Annotated in this window: 19 protein-coding genes; 8 read left to right on the plus strand and 11 right to left on the minus strand. The window is 60.1% G+C overall.

The genetic code is table 11. The features are described 5' to 3' along the window. Window positions 1-31: 31 nt before the first annotated feature. Window positions 32-769 carry an ABC transporter substrate-binding protein gene (locus CXF97_RS22280; RefSeq protein ID WP_101161102.1) on the minus strand — a complete coding sequence of 246 codons (738 nt, stop codon included), beginning with the start codon at window positions 767-769 and terminating at the stop codon, window positions 32-34. A gap of 255 nt (window positions 770-1,024) precedes the next feature. Here CXF97_RS22280 and CXF97_RS22285 point away from each other — a divergent pair, with 255 nt between their 5' ends. Beyond that, complete coding sequence (locus tag CXF97_RS22285; RefSeq protein ID WP_101161104.1) at window positions 1,025-1,477, plus strand: GNAT family N-acetyltransferase; 453 nt, start codon at window positions 1,025-1,027, stop codon at window positions 1,475-1,477. 113 nt (window positions 1,478-1,590) lie between these two features. On the opposite strand, the gene CXF97_RS22290 is transcribed toward CXF97_RS22285, so the two are convergent. Genes CXF97_RS22290 through CXF97_RS22300 form a run of 3 tightly spaced genes read right to left on the minus strand, consistent with a single transcriptional unit; the run spans window position 1,591 to window position 4,570 of the window. Continuing rightward, window positions 1,591-1,887: a helix-turn-helix domain-containing protein gene (locus CXF97_RS22290; protein WP_101161107.1), complete on the minus strand. Its 297-nt coding sequence runs from the start codon at window positions 1,885-1,887 to the stop codon at window positions 1,591-1,593. Window positions 1,888-1,905: 18 nt separating this feature from the next. Next, complete coding sequence (locus tag CXF97_RS22295; protein WP_101161110.1) at window positions 1,906-2,400, minus strand: M48 family metallopeptidase; 495 nt, start codon at window positions 2,398-2,400, stop codon at window positions 1,906-1,908. A 46-nt stretch (window positions 2,401-2,446) separates the two neighbouring features. After that, a complete protein-coding gene (locus CXF97_RS22300) occupies window positions 2,447-4,570 on the minus strand; it encodes a bifunctional diguanylate cyclase/phosphodiesterase (RefSeq protein WP_101161112.1) in 2,124 nt (707 codons plus the stop codon). Between the two features lie 314 nt (window positions 4,571-4,884). Here CXF97_RS22300 and CXF97_RS22305 point away from each other — a divergent pair, with 314 nt between their 5' ends. Both CXF97_RS22305 and CXF97_RS22310 read left to right on the plus strand, forming a co-directional pair. Then, a complete protein-coding gene (locus CXF97_RS22305) occupies window positions 4,885-5,553 on the plus strand; it encodes a polysaccharide lyase family 7 protein (protein ID WP_101161114.1) in 669 nt (222 codons plus the stop codon). 456 nt (window positions 5,554-6,009) lie between these two features. After that, the gene (locus CXF97_RS22310) at window positions 6,010-6,372 is read left to right on the plus strand and encodes a DUF6124 family protein (protein WP_101161116.1); all 363 of its coding nucleotides are present in this window, start codon (window positions 6,010-6,012) and stop codon (window positions 6,370-6,372) included. 149 nt (window positions 6,373-6,521) lie between these two features. Here CXF97_RS22310 and fba read toward each other — a convergent pair whose 3' ends face one another. The 6 genes from fba to tkt all read right to left on the minus strand — a co-directional run bounded on the left by fba (window position 6,522) and on the right by tkt (window position 12,887). Then, the gene (gene fba, locus CXF97_RS22315; RefSeq protein ID WP_008081027.1) at window positions 6,522-7,586 is read right to left on the minus strand and encodes a class II fructose-bisphosphate aldolase; all 1,065 of its coding nucleotides are present in this window, start codon (window positions 7,584-7,586) and stop codon (window positions 6,522-6,524) included. A 264-nt stretch (window positions 7,587-7,850) separates the two neighbouring features. Continuing rightward, the gene (locus CXF97_RS22320) at window positions 7,851-8,183 is read right to left on the minus strand and encodes an MliC family protein (protein ID WP_093097536.1); all 333 of its coding nucleotides are present in this window, start codon (window positions 8,181-8,183) and stop codon (window positions 7,851-7,853) included. 56 nt (window positions 8,184-8,239) lie between these two features. Next, window positions 8,240-8,461 (minus strand): hypothetical protein, encoded by a 222-nt coding sequence (locus tag CXF97_RS22325; RefSeq protein ID WP_101161117.1) that lies wholly within the window; start codon window positions 8,459-8,461, stop codon window positions 8,240-8,242. Between the two features lie 34 nt (window positions 8,462-8,495). Beyond that, entirely contained in the window at window positions 8,496-9,659 is a 1,164-nt protein-coding gene (locus tag CXF97_RS22330; protein ID WP_101161119.1) for a phosphoglycerate kinase, read from the minus strand. Between the two features lie 12 nt (window positions 9,660-9,671). Then, window positions 9,672-10,724: an erythrose-4-phosphate dehydrogenase gene (epd, locus tag CXF97_RS22335; protein WP_101161121.1), complete on the minus strand. Its 1,053-nt coding sequence runs from the start codon at window positions 10,722-10,724 to the stop codon at window positions 9,672-9,674. 165 nt (window positions 10,725-10,889) lie between these two features. Further along, window positions 10,890-12,887, minus strand: coding sequence for a transketolase (gene tkt / locus CXF97_RS22340; RefSeq protein WP_101161124.1), 1,998 nt, complete (start codon window positions 12,885-12,887; stop codon window positions 10,890-10,892). A gap of 260 nt (window positions 12,888-13,147) precedes the next feature. On the opposite strand from tkt, the gene CXF97_RS22345 reads away from it, so the two are divergent. The 4 genes from CXF97_RS22345 to CXF97_RS22360 all read left to right on the plus strand — a co-directional run bounded on the left by CXF97_RS22345 (window position 13,148) and on the right by CXF97_RS22360 (window position 17,698). After that, a complete protein-coding gene (locus CXF97_RS22345) occupies window positions 13,148-14,143 on the plus strand; it encodes a metalloregulator ArsR/SmtB family transcription factor (protein ID WP_101161127.1) in 996 nt (331 codons plus the stop codon). A gap of 18 nt (window positions 14,144-14,161) precedes the next feature. Next, window positions 14,162-15,352 carry a methionine adenosyltransferase gene (gene metK, locus CXF97_RS22350; protein WP_101161130.1) on the plus strand — a complete coding sequence of 397 codons (1,191 nt, stop codon included), beginning with the start codon at window positions 14,162-14,164 and terminating at the stop codon, window positions 15,350-15,352. Between the two features lie 188 nt (window positions 15,353-15,540). Beyond that, the gene (gene ligB / locus CXF97_RS22355; RefSeq protein WP_256589897.1) at window positions 15,541-17,205 is read left to right on the plus strand and encodes an NAD-dependent DNA ligase LigB; all 1,665 of its coding nucleotides are present in this window, start codon (window positions 15,541-15,543) and stop codon (window positions 17,203-17,205) included. Window positions 17,206-17,302: 97 nt separating this feature from the next. Continuing rightward, window positions 17,303-17,698: a DUF1090 domain-containing protein gene (locus tag CXF97_RS22360; RefSeq protein ID WP_016772779.1), complete on the plus strand. Its 396-nt coding sequence runs from the start codon at window positions 17,303-17,305 to the stop codon at window positions 17,696-17,698. 120 nt (window positions 17,699-17,818) lie between these two features. Here CXF97_RS22360 and CXF97_RS22365 read toward each other — a convergent pair whose 3' ends face one another. Further along, entirely contained in the window at window positions 17,819-18,268 is a 450-nt protein-coding gene (locus CXF97_RS22365) for a cytochrome c (RefSeq protein ID WP_101161135.1), read from the minus strand. A 128-nt stretch (window positions 18,269-18,396) separates the two neighbouring features. On the opposite strand from CXF97_RS22365, the gene CXF97_RS22370 reads away from it, so the two are divergent. Continuing rightward, window positions 18,397-19,569, plus strand: coding sequence for a murein transglycosylase A (locus CXF97_RS22370; RefSeq protein WP_101161137.1), 1,173 nt, complete (start codon window positions 18,397-18,399; stop codon window positions 19,567-19,569). The last annotated feature ends 55 nt before the right edge of the window (window positions 19,570-19,624 follow it).

The following is a 19,624-nucleotide window of genomic DNA, read 5'->3' on the forward strand; positions in this document are numbered from 1 at the left end:
CACCAGCCGCACAGCAGATGCTGGATCAGCCTCACATGCCATGGCGCCGCAGCAACTTGTCATATGTCCCGTCAGCCTTCATCGCTGCAATCGCCCGATCAAACCCGGCGACAATCTGCTCATGCTGCGGATTTTTCAGACTGACCAGAATATGCAGGCTGTTCTCACTCAGCGGCTTGGGTAAAAACTCCACCGAATTGCGTACCTTGGCCGATTCCCGTGCCAGGTAATACTTGGCCACATACTCATCTTCCAGCGTCAGCTTGACCCGGTCCGCCGCAAGCATGCGCACGCCCATGGCGAAGTTATGCACAGGCACTTTCTGCATCGCCGTGTCGGCATCGAACGGTGCGGAATAGGCATACCCGCGCACCACTGCAACAGGATAGGTGTGCAGTTGCTCAAGGTTGCTGTAGTCAATAGGTGCATCTTTGCGCTTGAGAAAGCGAATGCGGTTGATCAGGTACTCGCCGGAGAACTGGCCGATCTGCGTGCGTTCGTCGTTGTACCAGGCGTTGACCAGCACGTCGTAACGTCCTTCGCCAATCCCCAGCAACGCCCGTGCCCAAGGCACTTGCTCGTACCCGCTGGCATAACCGGCGCGAGCCAGTGCGGTGCTGACAATATCGGTAGCCAGTCCACCGTTGACCAGCGCATCGTCGGTAAACGGCGGCCAGTTATCGAACGCCAGCCGCAGCTTCTGCGCTGCAGCATCCTGGCCGAGCGACAGCAGTCCGATCAACGCAACGGCTTGAAGCAATCGCAGCATGCTTGAACATCCTCAGCGGGCACCGCCCGACGCGTCTTCACGCCAAAAACCCAAGGCCCCTTACCGGCAACACCCAACCCTTGGACATTGGCTCATGCGAGCCAGTGCCCAGCGCTTTTCAGCAGATTACACAAAGTCGCAGGCGCCGCGCGAAAGGAATGATGGCATTTTGACCTTTATCACAGACTGTTGCGCCATACAGACAGACGGAGCCAGTGCGCTTAGTATCGGGCCACATGCTCAAGGAATCGAAAAATGACAATCGAGTGGATCTGCAAACATCACAGCGATCTGGGTAAAGAGCAGCTGTACGCGCTGCTGAAGCTGCGATCGGACGTGTTCGTGGTCGAACAGAAATGCGCCTATCCGGACCTCGACGGCCAGGATCTGGAAGGCGATACCTACCATTTGATGGGCTGGGAGGACGATCAGTTGATGGCTTATCTGCGCCTGCTCGATCCGGAATCCCAGGGCGGCGACGTGGTGATTGGCCGTGTGATCACCGCGCCTGCCGGTCGGGGCAAAGGGCTGGGCCACGCAATGATGGAACAAGCGCTGAAACAGGCGCAAAAGCATTGGCCGCAGGTGCCAATCTATCTATCGGCGCAGGCGCATTTGCAGGGGTATTACGGTAGGTACGGCTTTGAAGTGGCGGGTGAGCAGTATCTGGAGGATGGCATTCCCCACATCGGAATGCGTCGCTCCTGAGGCCCTTTGCAAGCAAGCTCGCGCGCACATTTGACCATGCTCTGACTGCAGAAGCCGGTCTACTGTGGGAGCGGGCTCGCTCGCGAAGACGTCAGTCTCAGGTACTGCAGACATCACGGATATTCCAGCACCGCTTTTATTTGCCGCAAATTGCGCTCGATCCACCCGCGATCAATTGCCCCCCATTCGCGAATTCGATAGCGCCCGGCATGATTGCGCGCGCCCTGTTCCTGTTCGAATTCACAAACGATATCCAGATCGGCCAGCGCGGCGATGGTGTCCTGCGCCGTGCGTCGAGGCATGCCGGTGACTTCGGTCAGCGTCGGCACACTTGGCGCCAGGCCGCTATCGATCAGATAAGCCACGTATAAACGGCGGTAGAAACTGCTCTTGGTCTTGCTGACGTCCATCCACATCTTCCTGATTGGTTAAACCTGCATATCCCGCCACGTCAGGTACACGCGCAGATCGAACTCGATCTGGTGATACCCGGGCAACATGTGCTCGCACAATTTATAGAACGCCTTGTTGTGGTCTGATTCCTTGAAGTGCGCCAGTTCGTGCACCACGATCATCTTCAGAAAGTCCGGCGCGGCGTCCTTGAACAGCGAGGCGATGCGGATTTCCTTGTTGGCCTTCAGCTTGCCGCCCTGCACTCGCGAAACCGTGGTGTGCAGACCGAGGGCGCGGTGGGTCAGGTCGAGGCGGTTGTCGAACAGCACCTTGTCGATGGCCGGCGCGTTACGCATGTACTGCTGCTTGAGATCCAGCGCGTAGTTGTACAGGGCCTTGTCGCTTTGCACGTCATGTCGCCCCGAATAGCGCTGATCGAGGTAATCACCCAACCGCCCTTCGGCGATCAATTGGCGCACCTGATCCTGCAAACGCTCGGGATAGGCCTGGAGGTACTTCAACGCAGTCATGGGCGGGCAGCACGGTTGGAAAAAATGGTGCGCCAGTGTAGCGAATTCAGCCGGGCAGCGCGCTCCAGTCGAACGGCTCGGCGAAGCGGACGGCCTCCTCGGCGACCAGGGGTCGCGCCACCAGAAAGCCCTGCACGTATTCGCAGCCATGGGCTTGCAGCCACCGATATTGCTCGACGGTTTCCACCCCTTCGGCGATTACCAGCAGACCGTATTGCTTGCACAGGTCGATGACCATACGCACCAGTGCAGCGTCGCGCGGCGAGTCCGGCAAGCGTGCGATCACGTGGCGGTCGAGCTTCAGCGTGTCCAGTTCCAGATCACGCAGATGCGCCAGTGAGCACGGCCCGGAACCGAAGTCATCCAGCGCCACGCGCACGCCGAAATGACGCAACAGCCGCAGCTGTTTGCGGGTTTCATCGGGGTTTTGCATCAGAGCTTCTTCGGTGACCTCGACTTCCAGCTGACGTGGCTGCAGGGCATGGCGCTCCATGACCTGGCGCAACTCGGTGACCAGATTCGGCAGGCCGAACTGGGTGTTGCTGAGGCTCACACCGAGCACCAGATCATCAGCGAACAGCCTTTCCCAGGCTTTACGCTGGCCAGCGCCACGGTGATAGATCCAGCTGCCGAGGCGACTGATCAACCGTGCCTCTTCCAGCAGCGGCAGAAACAGCCCCGGCGGCACATCGCCGACACTCGGATGCTGCCAGCGCAGCAGCGCTTCGAAGCCACGAATCCGCCCACTGCCAATCGCGACCTGCGGCTGATAGACCAGATTGAAATCGCGATTCTCGATGGCCTCGCGCACGCTGTCTTCAAGCATCAGGCGCGAGCGTGCGCGGCCGTTCATTTCAGGATCATAGAAGCGATATTGCTGACGCCCGGCACGTTTGGCTTCGTACATGGCAATGTCCGAGGCGCGCAGCAAGCCATCAAGATTGCGGCCACAGTCGGGATAGGTGGCAATGCCGATGCTGGCGCCAAGGACAATATCCAGACCTTCGATCTGCTGACAGACCGACACCCGTTCGATGAGCTTCTCGGCAATTTTCGCCGCTTGCTCGGGAAACTCCAGATCCAGCAGCGCGGTAAATTCATCGCCGCCCATGCGCGCGAGAATATCGAAGGGCCGCAGGCACGCCTTCAGTTGTTCGGAGACCCAGCGCAACACACGGTCACCGGCATCATGCCCAAGTGAATCATTGACCCGCTTGAAACCGTCGAGATCGAGATAGAGCAACACCCAACTGCTGTCGCTGCGCTCCCCGCGCAACAGCAGGTTTTCCACGGTCTGGTAGAACCCGCGCCGGTTGAGCAGGCCGGTCAGCGGGTCGGTCACCGCCTGGAACTCCAGCTGCTGGTGCAAGTGACGCACCACCGACATGTCCAGCACAGTCACCACCATCGCGTGCTGCTCCGAGGGCAGCGGCGCGCAGGACAATGCCACCGGCACTTGCTGCCCGGGCGCAGTACGCAGCAATGCATCATGCAGGCGCAGGGTTTCGCCGCGCTGGTAGCCGGCGTAGAACTCGGAATCGGCCCACAGCGCAATGTGCGGTTTCTGCAGGAAATCGAGAAACTCCTTGCCTTCGAGTTCCTTCACCGGCGCGTTGAGCAGCCGCGAAATCGCCGGATTGGCAAAGCGGATCACGCCGTCCTCGCTCAGCACCAGAATGCCTTCGGCGGCGTTATCCAGCACCGAGGCGTTGAAGGCGCGCGCCACTTCCAGGTCATGACTCAGGCGCTGCAAGGCGCGGCGATTGCGCTGGTGCTCAAGCAACGCCTGGACCTTGGGCTTGAGGATTTGCGGATCGAACGGCTTGAACAGGTAATCCACCGCACCGCTGGCGTAGCCCTTGATCACGGCATCCTGGGATTGCTCGTTGGCGGTGAGGAAAATGATGGGCGTCAGCCGCGTGCGCTGGCTGCCGCGCATCAGCCGCGCGACCTCGAAACCGTCCATGCCGGGCATCTGCACATCAAGCAGGACCAGGTCGATATCGTGTTCGAGCAAAAGGTTGAGCGCCTCGAAACCCGAGGCCGCGGTCATCACGTGCCAATCCTGCCGCTGCAGCAAGGCGCGCATGCTGATCAGATTTTCGGGGTAATCATCGACGATCAAAAGGACCGAGCTGCCTTCACCTGGCTGGGGTTGCGCGCATTCCATGCTGCTTCTCTTTTCGGGACCGGTTGCCGGCAAAACCATAGACATACTGAGCCTTCACTCTAGTCGCGGATGCGGCAAAGCAGAAGCTGCCGCTTCGCCATCATTTGGCCAATGTTCCATCGAGCCGACTAACGGTCACCGCTACAGCCCCCGAAAACCGGGGAGGATGGCATTTCGACAGGATGTTGACGTCAATCAACCGCCGGACGGGCATTAACAAAAATAGCCGCTACGCTTATAAAGGCGCCCCGAAAAAGGCGCGGGCTAGAGCTTCTGGCACCCGCGTTCAGGATGAATCGAGTGGAAGAACCGACATGATCGATCTCGCAACCTGGAACCTCAGCGTTCCCGTTGGCAGCCCGCCGTACACCGTCGAAACCGAAAAACTGGTGAACGGCTTCAAGGATCAATACTTCCATTCCGACACCGGCACCTTGTTTTTCTGGTCCCCGGTTACCGGGTCAAAAACCGAAAACGCCGTGTACCCGCGCACCGAACTGCGCGAAACCTACAGCAACGGCACCCTGCGCAACTGGTACTACCCGGACGCCGATAACCTGCTGCGCGCGACCCTCGCGGTAAACAAAGTGCCCAGCTCGGGCAAGATTGTCATCGGCCAGATTCATGCGTACGAGAGCCAGCGGCCGATGGTCAAACTCGAATACCAATACAAAACCAAAACCGAGACCGGCAACCTGGTGATCAAAGTGCGCATGCGCCCCGATGACGAAGAAAGCCGCGTCATCACCCTCGCCACCGGCATCAAGCTCGATCGCGAATTCAACTACCTCATCCACTTGAGCCCCGGCGGGGCGCTGGGCGTGAGTGCGGCAGGTTATCAGTGGGATTCACAGGTCAGCGCGACCTGGCGGGACAAGCCGTTGTATTTCAAAGCCGGGGTGTATGTGCAGGACAACACCGGGTACACCAGCGAGGGTGGGCAGGTGACGTTTACCAAACTGGATATTGATCACGACAAGTAACGCAAATCCTACTGTAGGAGCTGCCGGAGGCTGCGATCTTTTGATCTTGTTTTTGATTCTAAAAAGACAGAATCAAAAGATCGCAGCCTTCGGCAGCTCCTACCTTTAAACAGCGCTGTTTAGAGCTGTCAGCGGTTACTTCCGGATGCTTACAACAGCTTGCGTCGTTGCCTACCACTACGCCAGAATTCGCCGGCTTGTGCGCCTGGCGGGCCATCGGTAACTTGATTCGTGTCACTGATTCCCAGTGATCGGGTTTAGTAGCCCGCGGTTTCAAGCGTGATGCACAAGCATCTGTCAGTCGGGGATTTCGATTCCTGCGCTTGATGGCAGCTGTGCGCAGGGCACCTTCGGGTGCGCCGGCTTGCTCGAAACCCCGGTCTACTAACCTGCGTACAGTTGCCTCCACTTTGATTAGTAGCCAGAGCGGAGGCACTCCAATCAGGTTTCGAGCAAATGACTAAATCAACGCCACACCCGCCGGTCACCGACCCGGCCTCGCCATACGAATCCCTCAACTCAAAAAAACTCAACGACGCCGCCGAACGCGCCCTCGACCACTACCTCAACCCCGTCACCCTTATCATGGCGAGCACCAACGAACCCGAGCCCATGTACTTCGCAAACCCGAAATACAACACCGAATCCCTGCTGGCCAACGCCAGCGAAACCTTGGGCTCAGCCAGCGTCATGCTCAACAACTTCGCCGCGATGCTCGACAACTCGCATCGCAAAACCGCGCTGGGGATCGCGCAGGTCGTCATGCTCGGTGAACTGGCAGTGAATCAGGCACTGGATCACGTTGAACTGAAGGAGTAGTCACTGATAAAGGACTCTTCGTCGACGAGCTCACCGTCAATCCAGCAGTCATGCCCACGCTTGAAGAGATAGCGAAAATATTTGTTTAATTACGCCCACAAAAAACCCGCCTCTCGGCGGGTTTTTTCATGTCAGCTCAACACTCAGGCTTAGTTGACCTTCGCGTTCAACTCACCCTTCAGATAACGCTGGTACATCGCTTCCAGCGAGATCGGTTTGATCTTCGAAGCATTACCGGCGGTACCGAACGCTTCATAACGAGCGATGCACACGTCACGCATAGCAGTCACGGTGGCGCCGAAGAATTTACGTGGGTCGAATTCGCTCGGGTTGGTGGCCATCAGGCGACGCATCGCGCCGGTGGATGCCAGGCGCAGGTCGGTGTCGATGTTGACCTTGCGCACGCCATGCTTGATGCCTTCGACGATTTCTTCAACCGGTACGCCGTAGGTTTCTTTGATGTCGCCGCCGTACTGGTTGATGATCGCCAGCCACTCTTGTGGCACCGAGGACGAGCCGTGCATCACCAGGTGAGTGTTCGGGATGCGCTTGTGGATTTCCTTGATGCGGTCGATCGCCAGCACGTCACCGGTAGGTGGCTTGGTGAACTTGTAGGCGCCGTGGCTGGTGCCGATGGCGATAGCCAGGGCATCGACCTGGGTGCGCTTGACGAAGTCAGCGGCTTCTTCCGGGTCGGTCAGCATCTGGCTGTGATCCAGAACGCCTTCGGCGCCGATGCCGTCTTCTTCACCGGCCATGCCGGTTTCCAGTGAACCCAGGCAGCCCAGCTCGCCCTCTACCGAAACGCCGCAGGCGTGGGCCATGGCGACGGTTTGTTGGGTAACGCGGACGTTGTAGTCGTAGTCGGTCGGGGTCTTGCCGTCTTCGCCCAGCGAGCCGTCCATCATTACCGAGCTGAAGCCCAGCTGGATGGAGCGCTGGCAGACGTCAGGGCTGGTGCCGTGGTCCTGGTGCATGCACACCGGGATGTGTGGGAATTCTTCGATCGCGGCGAGGATCAGGTGACGCAGGAAAGGCGCGCCGGCGTATTTGCGGGCGCCGGCCGAAGCCTGGACGATCACCGGGGAGTCAGTCTTGTCAGCGGCTTCCATGATGGCGCGCATCTGCTCAAGGTTGTTGACGTTGAAAGCTGGAACGCCGTAGCCGAACTCGGCTGCGTGGTCCAGCATCTGGCGCATGCTGATAAGTGCCATTGTGTGTGTCTCTCCCGGTTGAGGGTCGTTGATCGTGCCAGCCTGCCGGAGCGGCGGCGGCTATTCAAGTTAATGCAGATCGGGGGTTGAGGCCCGGGCTGCGAATTCGGTGATGCAAAATCTCAAGAACTACAGACAACCACTGTGGGAGCGGGCTTGCTCGCGAATGCGGTTAAACATTCAACATCTTATGCGAGCTGATCCACCGCCTTCGCGAGCAAGCCCGCTCCCACATCTGGATCGCTGTGAATCAAATCAATCGTCTTACTCGGCTTTACAACCACGGCCAATCAGGTCATTGGTGGCGACCCAGTACACCAGGCCTTCATCACCCTTGACGTGGAACGCCAGCATGCCGTCGCTGTACAGCGTGCCCGACGCGCCCGGCTCTTCTTTCAGGCGATAGACCTGATCGCCGCCGCCCAGTCGCACATCGACTTCCTTCTGGCCGGCATCGGCGTAACGCCACAGCACCTTGGCCTGGCTGTCGCAGGTCCAGGTGGTCCAGTTGTCCGCCGGAGCAGACGACTGAAACAGGTTCAACTGCGCGCAACCGCCCAACAATGCCAACGCCGCAATGGCGATCAAGCCTTTCATCCGTGTTCCTCGGCTGACGGCGCACGCCGCCAGCCCTGAGTTAAGAGTCAGACCCGTCAAGGACAACCATGTTCCTTGGCCGGGCTTTGCGTCTCGTATTTCTCCAGACCGTCCGGCCCGGATCGCTTGTTCAGCACCGGGTTGGTTTCGGCCTGCCAGTCGGCCTGATAACAGCCCTTGTGCGGCTCGCTCGGTGCTGGCGTCGCGTCGGCCTTCGGGGTACTCCCGCAGGCCGCCAGCGTACCGCTCAGCAACAACAGCGCTAACGACTTGACCATGTGAACACTCCTTTGCCTGGCCAAACGGGCGGCCTCAGGCCTTGGCCCGGCTTTCCAGGACTTCGACGGCCGGCAGCACCTTGCCCTCGACGAATTCGAGGAACGCGCCACCACCGGTGGAAATGTAGGAGATTTGCTCAGCCACGCCATATTTATCGATCGCCGCCAAGGTGTCGCCGCCGCCAGCAATGGAGAATGCCGAGCTTTCAGCAATGGCCTGAGCAAGCACTTTGGTGCCGTTGCCGAACTGGTCGAATTCGAACACGCCGACCGGGCCGTTCCACAGAATGGTTTTCGACGATTTCAGCAGCTCGGCGAAGTTGGCTGCGGTTTGCGGGCCGATGTCGAGAATCATGTCGTCAGCCGCGACGTCAGCGATCAGCTTGACCGTGGCTTCGGCGGTTTCGGCAAATTCCTTGGCAACCACGACATCAACCGGCAGCGGCACGCTGACCTTGGCGGCGATGGCGCGCGCAGTGTCGAGCAGATCCGGTTCGTACAGCGATTTGCCCACCGGGTGACCGGCCGCCGCGAGGAAAGTGTTGGCGATTCCGCCGCCGACGATCAGTTGATCGCAGATCTGGCTCAGGCTGTTGAGCACGTCGAGTTTGGTCGAAACCTTGGAGCCGGCAACGATGGCCGCCATTGGCTTGGCCGGTGCGCCCAGGGCTTTGCCCAGTGCGTCCAGTTCAGCGGCGAGCAGCGGGCCAGCGGCAGCAACTTTGGCGAACTTGGCTACACCATGCGTCGAACCTTCGGCGCGGTGTGCGGTGCCGAAAGCGTCCATCACGAACACGTCGCACAGAGCGGCGTATTGCTGGGCCAACTCGTCAGCGTTCTTTTTCTCGCCCTTGTTGAAGCGCACGTTTTCGAACAGCACGATGTCGCCGGCCTTGACCTCTACGCCACCGAGGTATTCAGCCACCAGCGGCACTTCGCGACCCAGTGCTTTGCTCAGGTAGTCAGCGACAGGTTTCAGGCTGTTCTCGGCAGAGAACTCGCCTTCGGTCGGACGGCCAAGGTGCGAGCAGACCATCACTGCCGCGCCTTTTTCCAGGGCCAGCTTGATGGTCGGCAGCGAAGCCAGGATGCGCGCGTCGCTGGTGACAACACCGTCCTTGACGGGGACGTTGAGGTCTTCGCGGATCAATACGCGCTTACCTTGCAGATCGAGGTCGGACATCTTCAACACGGTCATGGGTCGCACTTCCTACGGTTTTTTTGAAGTTGCTGTTTGCAGATAGTGGTCTGCAACGTCCAGCATTCGGTTGGCAAAACCCCATTCGTTGTCGAACCAGGCCAGGATGTTCACCAGTCTGGGGCCGGAAACACGGGTCTGACTGGCATCGACGATGGCCGAATGTGGGTCATGGTTGAAATCACAGCTGGCGTGCGGCAACTCGGTGTAGGCCAAAAGGCCTTTGAGCGGGCCGCTGGTGGCGGCTTCGCGCAGGATCCGGTTGACCTCACTGGCGTCAGTCGCCGTGGCGGTCTGCATCGTGATGTCGAGGCAGGACACGTTGACTGTCGGCACGCGCACGGCTTTGGCCTGAATTCGCCCGGCAAGTTCCGGCAGCAGGCGCTCGATACCGCGTGCCAGACCAGTGGACACCGGGATCACCGACTGGAACGCCGAACGCGTGCGGCGCAGGTCTTCGTGGTGATAGGCGTCGATCACCGGCTGATCGTTCATTGCCGAGTGAATCGTGGTGATCGACACGTAATCGAGGCCGATCGCCTGATCGAGCAGACGCAACAACGGCACGCCGCAGTTGGTGGTGCACGAGGCGTTGGACACCAGCAATTCGTCGCCGGTCAGGCAGTCCTGATTGACGCCGTAAACGATGGTGGCGTCGACATCCGCCTCGCTGGCCATGGGCTGCGAGAACAACACGCGTGGCGCGCCAGCGTCGAGAAAACGCTGGCCGTCTTCACGGGTGTTATAGGCACCGGAGCATTCGAGCACCAGATCGACGCCCAGCGACGCCCAATCGATGCCTTCGGGGGTGGCACTGCGCAGGACCTTCACGCAGTCGCCATTAATATGCAGACAATCGCCTTCCACCCGCACTTCGCCGGGAAAACGGCCGTGGGTGGAGTCAAAGCGTGTCAGGTATTCGATGCTGGCCATGTCGGCCAGATCGTTGATCGCGACAATTTCAAACCCGGCCTTGTCGCCGCGCTCGAACAACGCCCGCAAGACGCAACGACCAATGCGGCCGTAGCCGTTGAGTGCAACTTTGTAGGGACGCGGTTGAGGCATGGGGTTCTCGATAGAATTCACTGACACACAACCCCTGTAGGAGCTGACGAGTGAAACGAGGCTGCGATCTTTTGATCTTGTTTTCAAGATCAAGATCAAAAGATCGCAGCCTTCGGCAGCTCCTACAGGAGAACGCGGCAGCCGTAGCCACCGCATTCCTGCTGGTTAGTCTTCCAGCAGCTCTTCAGCCTGACCAAGGATGTTTTCCAGGGTAAAGCCGAACTCTTCGAACAGTGCCGAAGCCGGCGCCGACTCACCGTAGGTGGTCATGCCGATCACGCGACCTTCCAGACCCACGTATTTGAACCAGAAGTCGGCATGGGCCGCTTCGATGGCGATACGTGCGCTGACCTGCAGCGGCAGAACCGACTGCTTGTACTCCGCGTCCTGAGCATCGAACGCGCTGGTGCACGGCATGGAAACCACGCGGACCTTGCGGCCCTGCTCGGTCAGCTTGTCGAAGGCCTGCACGGCCAGACCGACTTCCGAACCGGTGGCAATCAGGATCAGCTCAGGCTCGCCTGCGCAGTCCTTGAGCACATAACCGCCACGGCTGATGGCGGCAATCTGGCCGGCATCGCGTTCCTGGTGCTGCAGGTTCTGCCGCGAGAAGATCAGCGCCGACGGGCCGTCCTTGCGTTCCAGAGCGTTTTTCCAGGCCACCGCCGATTCAACGGCATCGGCTGGGCGCCAGGTGTCGAGGTTCGGCGTGCTGCGCAGGCTGGTCAGTTGCTCGATCGGCTGGTGCGTCGGGCCGTCTTCGCCCAGACCGATGGAGTCGTGGGTGTAGACGTGGATCACGCGCTTCTTCATCAGTGCCGACATACGTACGGCGTTGCGCGCGTATTCCATGAACATCAGGAAGGTGGCGCCGTAAGGCACCAGACCGCCGTGCAGGGCGACGCCGTTCATGATCGCGGTCATGCCGAATTCGCGCACGCCGTAGTACATGTAGTTGCCGCTGGCGTCTTCAGCGTTGACGCCCTTGCAACCTTTCCACAGGGTCAGGTTGGAACCGGCGAGGTCAGCCGAACCGCCAAGCATTTCCGGCAGCAGCGGGCCGAAGGCGTTGAGGGTGTTCTGGCTGGCTTTGCGGCTGGCGATGGTTTCGCCCTTGGCCGCGACTTCGGCGATGTAGGCCGAGGCTTTTTCCGAGAAGTCAGCCGGCAGCTCACCGCTCAGGCGACGGATCAGCTCGTTGGCTTCGGTCGGGAATGCAGCGGAGTAGGCAGCAAAACGCTGATCCCACTCGGCTTCGACCGCGCGGCCTGCTTCTTTGGCATCCCACTCGGCATAGATGTCGGCCGGGATTTCGAACGGGCCATGGTTCCAGTTCAGCGCCTGACGGGTCAGGGCGATTTCCGCGTCACCCAGTGGGGCGCCATGGCAATCTTCCTTGCCCTGCTTGTTCGGCGAACCGAAACCGATGGTGGTCTTGCAGCAGATCAGCGTCGGCTGGGCGCTCTTGCGCGCGGTTTCGATAGCGGTCTTGATCTCTTCCGGATCGTGGCCGTCGACGTTGCGGATCACCTGCCAGTTATAGGCTTCGAAACGCTTCGGCGTGTCATCGGTGAACCAGCCTTCAACTTCACCGTCGATGGAGATGCCGTTGTCATCGTAGAAGGCAATCAGCTTGCCCAGGCCCAGCGTGCCGGCCAGGGAGGCGACTTCGTGGGAAATGCCTTCCATCATGCAGCCATCACCGAGGAATACGTAGGTGTGGTGGTCGACGATGTTGTGGCCGGGACGGTTGAACTGTGCGCCCATGACCTTTTCTGCCAGCGCGAAGCCGACGGCGTTGGCCAGACCCTGACCCAGCGGGCCGGTCGTGGTTTCGACGCCTGGGGTGTAGCCGAATTCCGGGTGGCCCGGAGTGCGGCTGTGCAGCTGGCGGAACTGCTTGAGGTCGTCGATCGACAGGTCGTAACCGGTCAGGTGCAGCAACGAGTAGATCAACATCGAGCCGTGGCCGTTGGACAGCACGAAGCGGTCACGGTCGGCGAACGACGGGTTGCTCGGGTTGTGCTTGAGGTAGTCGCGCCACAGCACTTCGGCAATATCTGCCATACCCATAGGGGCACCGGGATGGCCGCTGTTGGCTTTTTGCACGGCATCCATGCTGAGGGCACGAATGGCGTTGGCACGCTCACGACGGCTAGGCATCGCTGATCTCCTGGGTGTGAATAGACTGAAACGGAAAAAAGGAGGGCATTTTCCCTCACCCATGCGCCTCGGGGCAATGACAGATAGTCATCGGCAGGCGTTTTTCCAATCGATAGCACAGGTTTCGCTTGGTGAAACCTTTCCGCTATTCGTTTTGTAGAGACTGCCGTGCGCTGAGAAGTGCCATTTATCGAGCAATATCAAAACTTTTTGATATTGGCCTTGCGATGCTATCCCCCCGTCTCTAGACTGCCTGCCCTATGAACCTACGCGTGCCTTCCATTCGCCATGACGATTGCGACGAGCTGGCGGCCCTGTGCAAGGCCGGCGGCGATCCGCTGCGGCTGAATGTCTTGCGCGCGCTGGCCAACGATTCGTTCGGCGTGCTGGAGCTGGCGCAGATTTTCGGCATCGGCCAGTCCGGCATGAGCCATCACCTCAAAGTGTTGGCACAAGCCGATCTGGTAGCGACACGCCGTGAAGGCAATGCGATTTTCTATCGTCGCGCCCTGCCCCACAGCGAATTGCTCGGCGGCAAGCTGCACGCGGCATTGTTGGAAGAAGTCGACAATCTGGACCTGCCTGATGATGTGCAAGCGCGCATCGAGCAGGTTCACAGCCAGCGAGCCGCCGCCAGTCAGGACTTTTTTGCCCGGGTGGCGGAAAAATTCCGAGCCCAGCAAGACTTGATCGCAGGCCTGCCGCAATACCGTGACAGCGTGCTGGCCCTGCTCGACAAACTGAACTTCAATGGTGCAGCCACGGCCATCGAAGTCGGCCCCGGCGATGGTGCTTTTCTGCCGGAGCTGGCCCGTCGCTTCGGCACCGTGACCGCGCTGGACAACAGCCCGGCGATGCTCGAACTGGCGCGTCAGGTGTGTGAACGTGAACAGCTGGCTAACGTCAGCCTGCAATTGGCCGATGCATTGAACGGCACAAGCCTTCAGGCCGATTGCGTGGTGTTGAACATGGTGTTGCACCATTTCGCCGCCCCGGCCGATGCGCTCAGGCACATGGCCGACCTGCTGCAACCGGGCGGTAGCCTGCTCGTGACAGAGTTATGTAGCCACAACCAGAGTTGGGCCAGGGAGGCCTGCGGTGATCTCTGGTTGGGGTTTGAACAGGACGATCTGGCCCGTTGGGCCACCGCTGCGGGACTCGTTCCCGGGGAAAGCCTCTATGTAGGCTTACGTAATGGTTTCCAGATCCAGGTTCGCCACTTTCAGCGACCGGCTGGCGACACTCACCATCGGTAAATTCAGGAAAACATCGAGATGAGCGAATACTCCCTCTTCACCTCCGAGTCCGTGTCTGAAGGACATCCGGACAAAATCGCCGACCAGATTTCCGATGCGGTGCTGGACGCCATTATTGCCCAGGACAAACACGCTCGCGTGGCCGTGGAAACCCTGGTCAAGACCGGCGTGGCCATCGTTGCCGGTGAAGTGACCACCAGCGCCTGGGTCGACCTGGAGCAGATCGTTCGTGACGTGATTTGCGACATCGGCTACACCAGCTCCGAAGTCGGCTTCGACGGCGCGACCTGTGGCGTGATGAACATCATCGGCAAGCAGTCCCCCGACATCAACCAGGGCGTTGACCGTGCCAAGCCTGAAGATCAGGGCGCCGGCGACCAGGGCCTGATGTTCGGCTACGCCAGCAACGAAACCGACGTGCTGATGCCAGCGCCGATCACCTTCTCGCACCAACTGGTGCAGCGTCAGGCCGAGGCCCGTAAATCGGGCTTGCTGCCTTGGCTGCGTCCGGACGCCAAGTCGCAAGTGACCTGCCGCTACGAAGGCGGCAAGGTTGTCGGTATCGACGCAGTTGTTCTGTCGACCCAGCACAACCCTGAAGTGTCGTACAAAGACCTGCGCGAAGGCGTGATGGAGCTGATCGTCAAGCACGTACTGCCTGCCGAACTGCTGAGCAAGGACACCCAGTTCCACATCAACCCGACCGGCCAGTTCATCATTGGCGGCCCGGTAGGTGACTGCGGTCTGACCGGTCGCAAGATCATCGTCGACAGCTACGGCGGCATGGCCCGTCACGGCGGCGGCGCGTTCTCCGGCAAGGATCCATCGAAGGTTGACCGTTCGGCTGCCTACGCTGGCCGTTACGTGGCCAAGAACATCGTCGCGGCCGGCCTGGCCGAGCGTTGCGAGATTCAGGTTTCCTACGCGATCGGTGTGGCCCAACCGACTTCGATCTCGCTGAACACCTTCGGCACCGGCAAGATCAGCGATGACAAGATCATCAAACTGGTGCGTGATGTGTTCGACCTGCGTCCATACGCCATCACCACCATGCTCGACCTGCTGCACCCGATGTACCAGGAAACCGCAGCCTACGGCCACTTCGGTCGCGCGCCGCAGTCCAAGACCGTTGGCGAAGACAGCTTCACCACGTTCACCTGGGAAAAAACCGACCGCGCCGACGCCCTGCGTTCTGCCGCTGGCCTGTAAAACCCTGGCTGCATGAAAGCCCCGCACGGTTCGCGCCGTGCGGGGCTTTTTCATGCAAGAGCAAAGTTCGCAGCCTTCGGACGATCATTTGACTTTGATCTAACGAAATACCCCGCAAAACACCCGCCCGACCTTGCTCGAAATTCTGACTAGCCTTCAAGAACTATCCCTGAGCAAGGATGCTCACGATGCGCTCGCTGCTTGCCTTACTGCTGATTGTTATTGCCCATCCGACGCTCGCCAGCTGCCCCGACTGGACGGCTCTCAAAGCGCAAAAGCAAATCACCACCCTGCAGACCCAGATCGACCAATGGGACAACGCCTATCATCGCGAAGGCCGTTCATTGATCACCGACGAACTCTACGACCAGTCCCTGCTGCGACTGGACGAATGGCGAGCCTGCTTCAACCAACCGTCATCACCGCAGCCGTTGCGCACCGCGTCCGGCAAAGTCACCCACCCGATCGCCCACACCGGTCTGGACAAGCTGCACAAAGCCGAAGATGTCGCCAACTGGCTACGCGATCGCCAGAACGTCTGGGTGCAGCCCAAGGTCGACGGTGTGGCTGTCACGTTGATCTATCGCCAGGGAATATTGCACCAGGCCATCAGTCGCGGTGACGGGGTCACTGGTCAAGACTGGACAGTCTCGGCGCGCAAGATCGCGACCATTCCGCAACGCCTGACGCAGCCACGGGATCTGCTGGTGCAGGGTGAACTCTACTGGCGCTTGAATGCACATGTGCAAGCCAGGTCCGGCAGTATTAATGCCCGCGCCACCGTGGCCGGCCTTATGGGGCGTAAAACCCTCGATGCCGAACAGGCCGCCGGGATCGGCCTGTTTGTTTGGGACTGGCCGCAAGGCCCGATAGACCTTACTGAACGCTTGTCAGAACTGCAGACGCTGGGATTCGCGACAACCCAGACCTATACACAACCCATCACCCGATTCGAAGACGCGCGACAATGGCGCGAACACTGGTATCGCTCGCCGCTGCCCTTTGCCAGTGACGGCGTGGTGTTGCGCCAGAACCAGCGGCCACCTGCGCACCGTTGGCAGCCCAAGGCACCTTATTGGGCGATTGCCTGGAAATACCCGTTCGCCCAGGCATTGGCCGAAGTGCGCAAGGTCAATTTCAACATCGGCCGCACCGGGCGCATCACGCCGGTACTGGAACTGCTGCCGGTCAGACTCGATGACCGCGAGATCAAACGGGTCAGCGTCAGCTCGCTCAAACGCTGGCAAACGCTCGACATCCGTCCGGGCGACCAGGTGGCAATCAGTCTGGCCGGGCTGACCATTCCACGTCTGGACAGTGTCGTGCTGCGCACCAGCGAACGGGCAGACATCCGCATTCCCCATGCCGGCGACTACCACGCCCTGAGCTGCTGGCAACCAACGCCCGGGTGTGAAAGCCAGTTTCTCGCGCGCCTGACCTGGCTCAGTGGCAAGCAGGGTCTGGCCATGCACCATGTCGGGCGTGGCACCTGGGAGAAACTTTTGGAAACAGGCCGCCTGAAACACCTGCTGGATTGGCTGACCCTCGACGCGTCAGAGCTTGCTAACATTGCCGGCCTCGGCGAGCGCAGCAGCGCACGCCTGATCCACAGTTTTCACGGCGCACGGCAACAGCCGTTCGCTCACTGGTTGAAAGCGCTGGGCATGCCACCGACCGGACAGGCACAACTGGAAGATTCATGGCAGGCCCTGGCACAACGCGACACTGAACAATGGCAGGCAGAAGCCGGCATCGGCCCGGGACGCGCGGCACAGCTGAGCGCATTTTTTCGCGATCCGCAGGTGCTGGCTTTGAGTGACACTCTCAAAGCCGCCGGAATCGACGGCTTCTGAATCTGCAATCCCCGCCTTGCGGGAACCCAACGGCCGGGCAGACGCTCCAACAGCGCAGTGCCCTCCAACCCCGATTGCCTATGCACATGGAGCTTTTATGAAATTTCTCGCACCGCTCGCCCTGCTTACTCTTTGCGGTGTCATGGCCGCTCCGGTCATGGCCGAAGAAGATGGCCCGGGCCTGACCGGTTGCGCTGCCAAGAAGCAGGGCATCATCAATCAGATCGAACAGGCCAAATCGCGCGGCAACATGGAGCAGCAGGCAGGTCTGGAAACCGCACTGCGCGAAGTGAACGAACACTGCACCGACGCCGGTTTGAAGAAAGAACGCGAAAACAAGGTGCTGGAGGCCAAGCATGAGGTGAGCCAGCGTCAGGCGGACCTCGACAAAGCCATGAAGAAAGGCGATCCGGAGAAGATCAACAAGCGTAAGGAAAAACTGGCAGAGTCGCGTAAAGAGCTGCAGGAAGCGCTGGACGAGATCGACAAGTAAGACTTTGGTTTCGTGGCGAATGGCAAACCGCGTTCGCGAGCAGGCTCGCTCCCACATGAACCACCTGGTCAACGGTGGGAGCGAGCCTGCTCGCGAAGGTGTCAGCTCAAGCAATACAAATCAATGATCGCGAAACTCTTTATGGCAAGCACTGCAGGCATCTTCAACTTTCTGCACGGCCGGCCCGAGATTGCTGACCTTGTACGGCTGAACCTGGCTGGCAACCACCAGTTCACCGGTGGCGGCTTCAAGTGCGCGGGCCAGTTGCTGAAAACGCGCCTGTTTCTGCCAGACATCATCTTTGGCGCTGGTGTGATCTTCTTCGCGCACCTGCGGAAAATGCTCCCACGGTTCATGGGACAAGGCATCGAGCTTGACCGCACCCTCGGTGAATTTTGGCCCGTCGAACGCAATGCGCCCGCGCAACATGCCGCCCAGGTCTTCGCTGGTCTTGAGCATCTGCTTGAAGATGGCCTTGCGCTGGCCCAGCGGCGAATTCGGGTCAACGCCGCCACAGGCGGACAGGGTCAGGCAGGCCAGCAATACAACAGCAATTCGTTTGAGGGTCATGGCGGCTTCAGGTCGCGGAAATCGGCGGCCAGTATCCTCGCGTCACCGTCAAACACCAATAGCCCTATTAAAAATACGGGTTGCCTGAGCGCATGGAGCACTTGGGCAACCGGCACAGGAATCACTCCATGAATCGCCGTTTCCAGGCCTGGCGTCACCCACTGCTTGCCACCCTTCCCCTGCTGGCCGCACTCACTGGCTGCACCGGCGGTGACAGCGACAAACCGAAAACCCATGCACTGGCCACCTACTCAAGCGCCACTTGGGAAGCCCTGCCCGCTGTGTCCGACAGCGACCTGGTCGCCGGTTTCGGTTCGTGGCGCAGCGCCTGCACCCGTCTCAAAACCGACGCAGTGTGGGCCCCGACCTGCGCAGCGGCGGCCAATGTGCCGCAAAGCGCCGCCGAGATTCGCGCATTTCTCAAGCACAACCTCGATGTCTTCGGCCTGCGCGCCGAAAACGACAACCCCAACGGTCTGATCACGGGCTACTACGAACCGGTCTACCCCGGCAGCCTGACGCCGACCGCGTCAGCAAACGTGCCAGTGTATGGCGTGCCCGAGGACATGATCATTGTCTCGCTCGACAGCCTCTATCCGGAACTCAAAGGCAAGCGCCTGCGCGGCCGCCTCGAAGGTCGCGTGCTCAAGCCTTACGACGACGCGGCGACGATTGCATCCAAAGGCGTGAAAGCGCCCGTCGTTGCCTATCTGACTGATCCGATGAACCTGCAATTTCTGCAGATCCAGGGGTCGGGCCGGATTCAGACCGAGGACGGCAAACAGTTGCGCATCGCTTACGCCGACCAGAATGGCCACCCGTACCGGCCGATCGGTCGCTGGCTCGTCGAGCAGGGCGAGCTGAAGAAAGAAGACGTGACCATGAGCGCGATCAGCAATTGGGCCAAGGCCAACCCGACGCGCATCCCTGAGCTGCTCGCCAGCAATCCGAGCTACGTGTTTTTCACTCGCAACCCGGACAGCAACGAAGGCCCGCGCGGCTCGCTGAATGTGCCGCTGACCGCTGGCTACAGCGCGGCGGTGGATCGCAAGGTGATTCCGTTGGGCAGTCTGTTATGGCTGTCGACCACCAAACCTGATGGCACACCGCTGGTACGCCCGGTCGCGGCGCAGGACACCGGCGGCGCGATTGCCGGTGAGGTGCGCGCGGATCTGTTCTGGGGCACCGGCGATGCGGCCGGGCAACTGGCCGGAGACATGAAGCAGCAAGGGCAGATCTGGATGCTCTGGCCCAAAGGGGCAGCGTTGCCGCAAGTGCCGCAGGTGGCTGACGAACCCTAAAAGCAAAAGATCGCAGCCTTCGGCAGCTCCTACAGGAGTACGCATTCCTCTGTAG

The sequence above is a fragment of the Pseudomonas sp. Choline-02u-1 genome (assembly GCF_002836515.1).
Lineage (GTDB): Bacteria > Pseudomonadota > Gammaproteobacteria > Pseudomonadales > Pseudomonadaceae > Aquipseudomonas.

What these genes read in the sequence shown, in the direction of transcription:
- CXF97_RS22280 (WP_101161102.1), bottom strand. Translation starts at nt 769, where the DNA reads ATGCTGCGATTGCTTCAAGCCGTTGCGTTGATCGGACTGCTGTCGCTC.
- CXF97_RS22285 (WP_101161104.1), top strand. Translation starts at nt 1,025, where the DNA reads ATGACAATCGAGTGGATCTGCAAACATCACAGCGATCTGGGTAAAGAG.
- CXF97_RS22290 (WP_101161107.1), bottom strand. Translation starts at nt 1,887, where the DNA reads ATGGACGTCAGCAAGACCAAGAGCAGTTTCTACCGCCGTTTATACGTG.
- CXF97_RS22295 (WP_101161110.1), bottom strand. Translation starts at nt 2,400, where the DNA reads ATGACTGCGTTGAAGTACCTCCAGGCCTATCCCGAGCGTTTGCAGGAT.
- CXF97_RS22300 (WP_101161112.1), bottom strand. Translation starts at nt 4,570, where the DNA reads ATGGAATGCGCGCAACCCCAGCCAGGTGAAGGCAGCTCGGTCCTTTTG.
- CXF97_RS22305 (WP_101161114.1), top strand. Translation starts at nt 4,885, where the DNA reads ATGATCGATCTCGCAACCTGGAACCTCAGCGTTCCCGTTGGCAGCCCG.
- CXF97_RS22310 (WP_101161116.1), top strand. Translation starts at nt 6,010, where the DNA reads ATGACTAAATCAACGCCACACCCGCCGGTCACCGACCCGGCCTCGCCA.
- fba (WP_008081027.1), bottom strand. Translation starts at nt 7,586, where the DNA reads ATGGCACTTATCAGCATGCGCCAGATGCTGGACCACGCAGCCGAGTTC.
- CXF97_RS22320 (WP_093097536.1), bottom strand. Translation starts at nt 8,183, where the DNA reads ATGAAAGGCTTGATCGCCATTGCGGCGTTGGCATTGTTGGGCGGTTGC.
- CXF97_RS22325 (WP_101161117.1), bottom strand. Translation starts at nt 8,461, where the DNA reads ATGGTCAAGTCGTTAGCGCTGTTGTTGCTGAGCGGTACGCTGGCGGCC.
- CXF97_RS22330 (WP_101161119.1), bottom strand. Translation starts at nt 9,659, where the DNA reads ATGACCGTGTTGAAGATGTCCGACCTCGATCTGCAAGGTAAGCGCGTA.
- epd (WP_101161121.1), bottom strand. Translation starts at nt 10,724, where the DNA reads ATGCCTCAACCGCGTCCCTACAAAGTTGCACTCAACGGCTACGGCCGC.
- tkt (WP_101161124.1), bottom strand. Translation starts at nt 12,887, where the DNA reads ATGCCTAGCCGTCGTGAGCGTGCCAACGCCATTCGTGCCCTCAGCATG.
- CXF97_RS22345 (WP_101161127.1), top strand. Translation starts at nt 13,148, where the DNA reads ATGAACCTACGCGTGCCTTCCATTCGCCATGACGATTGCGACGAGCTG.
- metK (WP_101161130.1), top strand. Translation starts at nt 14,162, where the DNA reads ATGAGCGAATACTCCCTCTTCACCTCCGAGTCCGTGTCTGAAGGACAT.
- ligB (WP_256589897.1), top strand. Translation starts at nt 15,541, where the DNA reads ATGCGCTCGCTGCTTGCCTTACTGCTGATTGTTATTGCCCATCCGACG.
- CXF97_RS22360 (WP_016772779.1), top strand. Translation starts at nt 17,303, where the DNA reads ATGAAATTTCTCGCACCGCTCGCCCTGCTTACTCTTTGCGGTGTCATG.
- CXF97_RS22365 (WP_101161135.1), bottom strand. Translation starts at nt 18,268, where the DNA reads ATGACCCTCAAACGAATTGCTGTTGTATTGCTGGCCTGCCTGACCCTG.
- CXF97_RS22370 (WP_101161137.1), top strand. Translation starts at nt 18,397, where the DNA reads ATGAATCGCCGTTTCCAGGCCTGGCGTCACCCACTGCTTGCCACCCTT.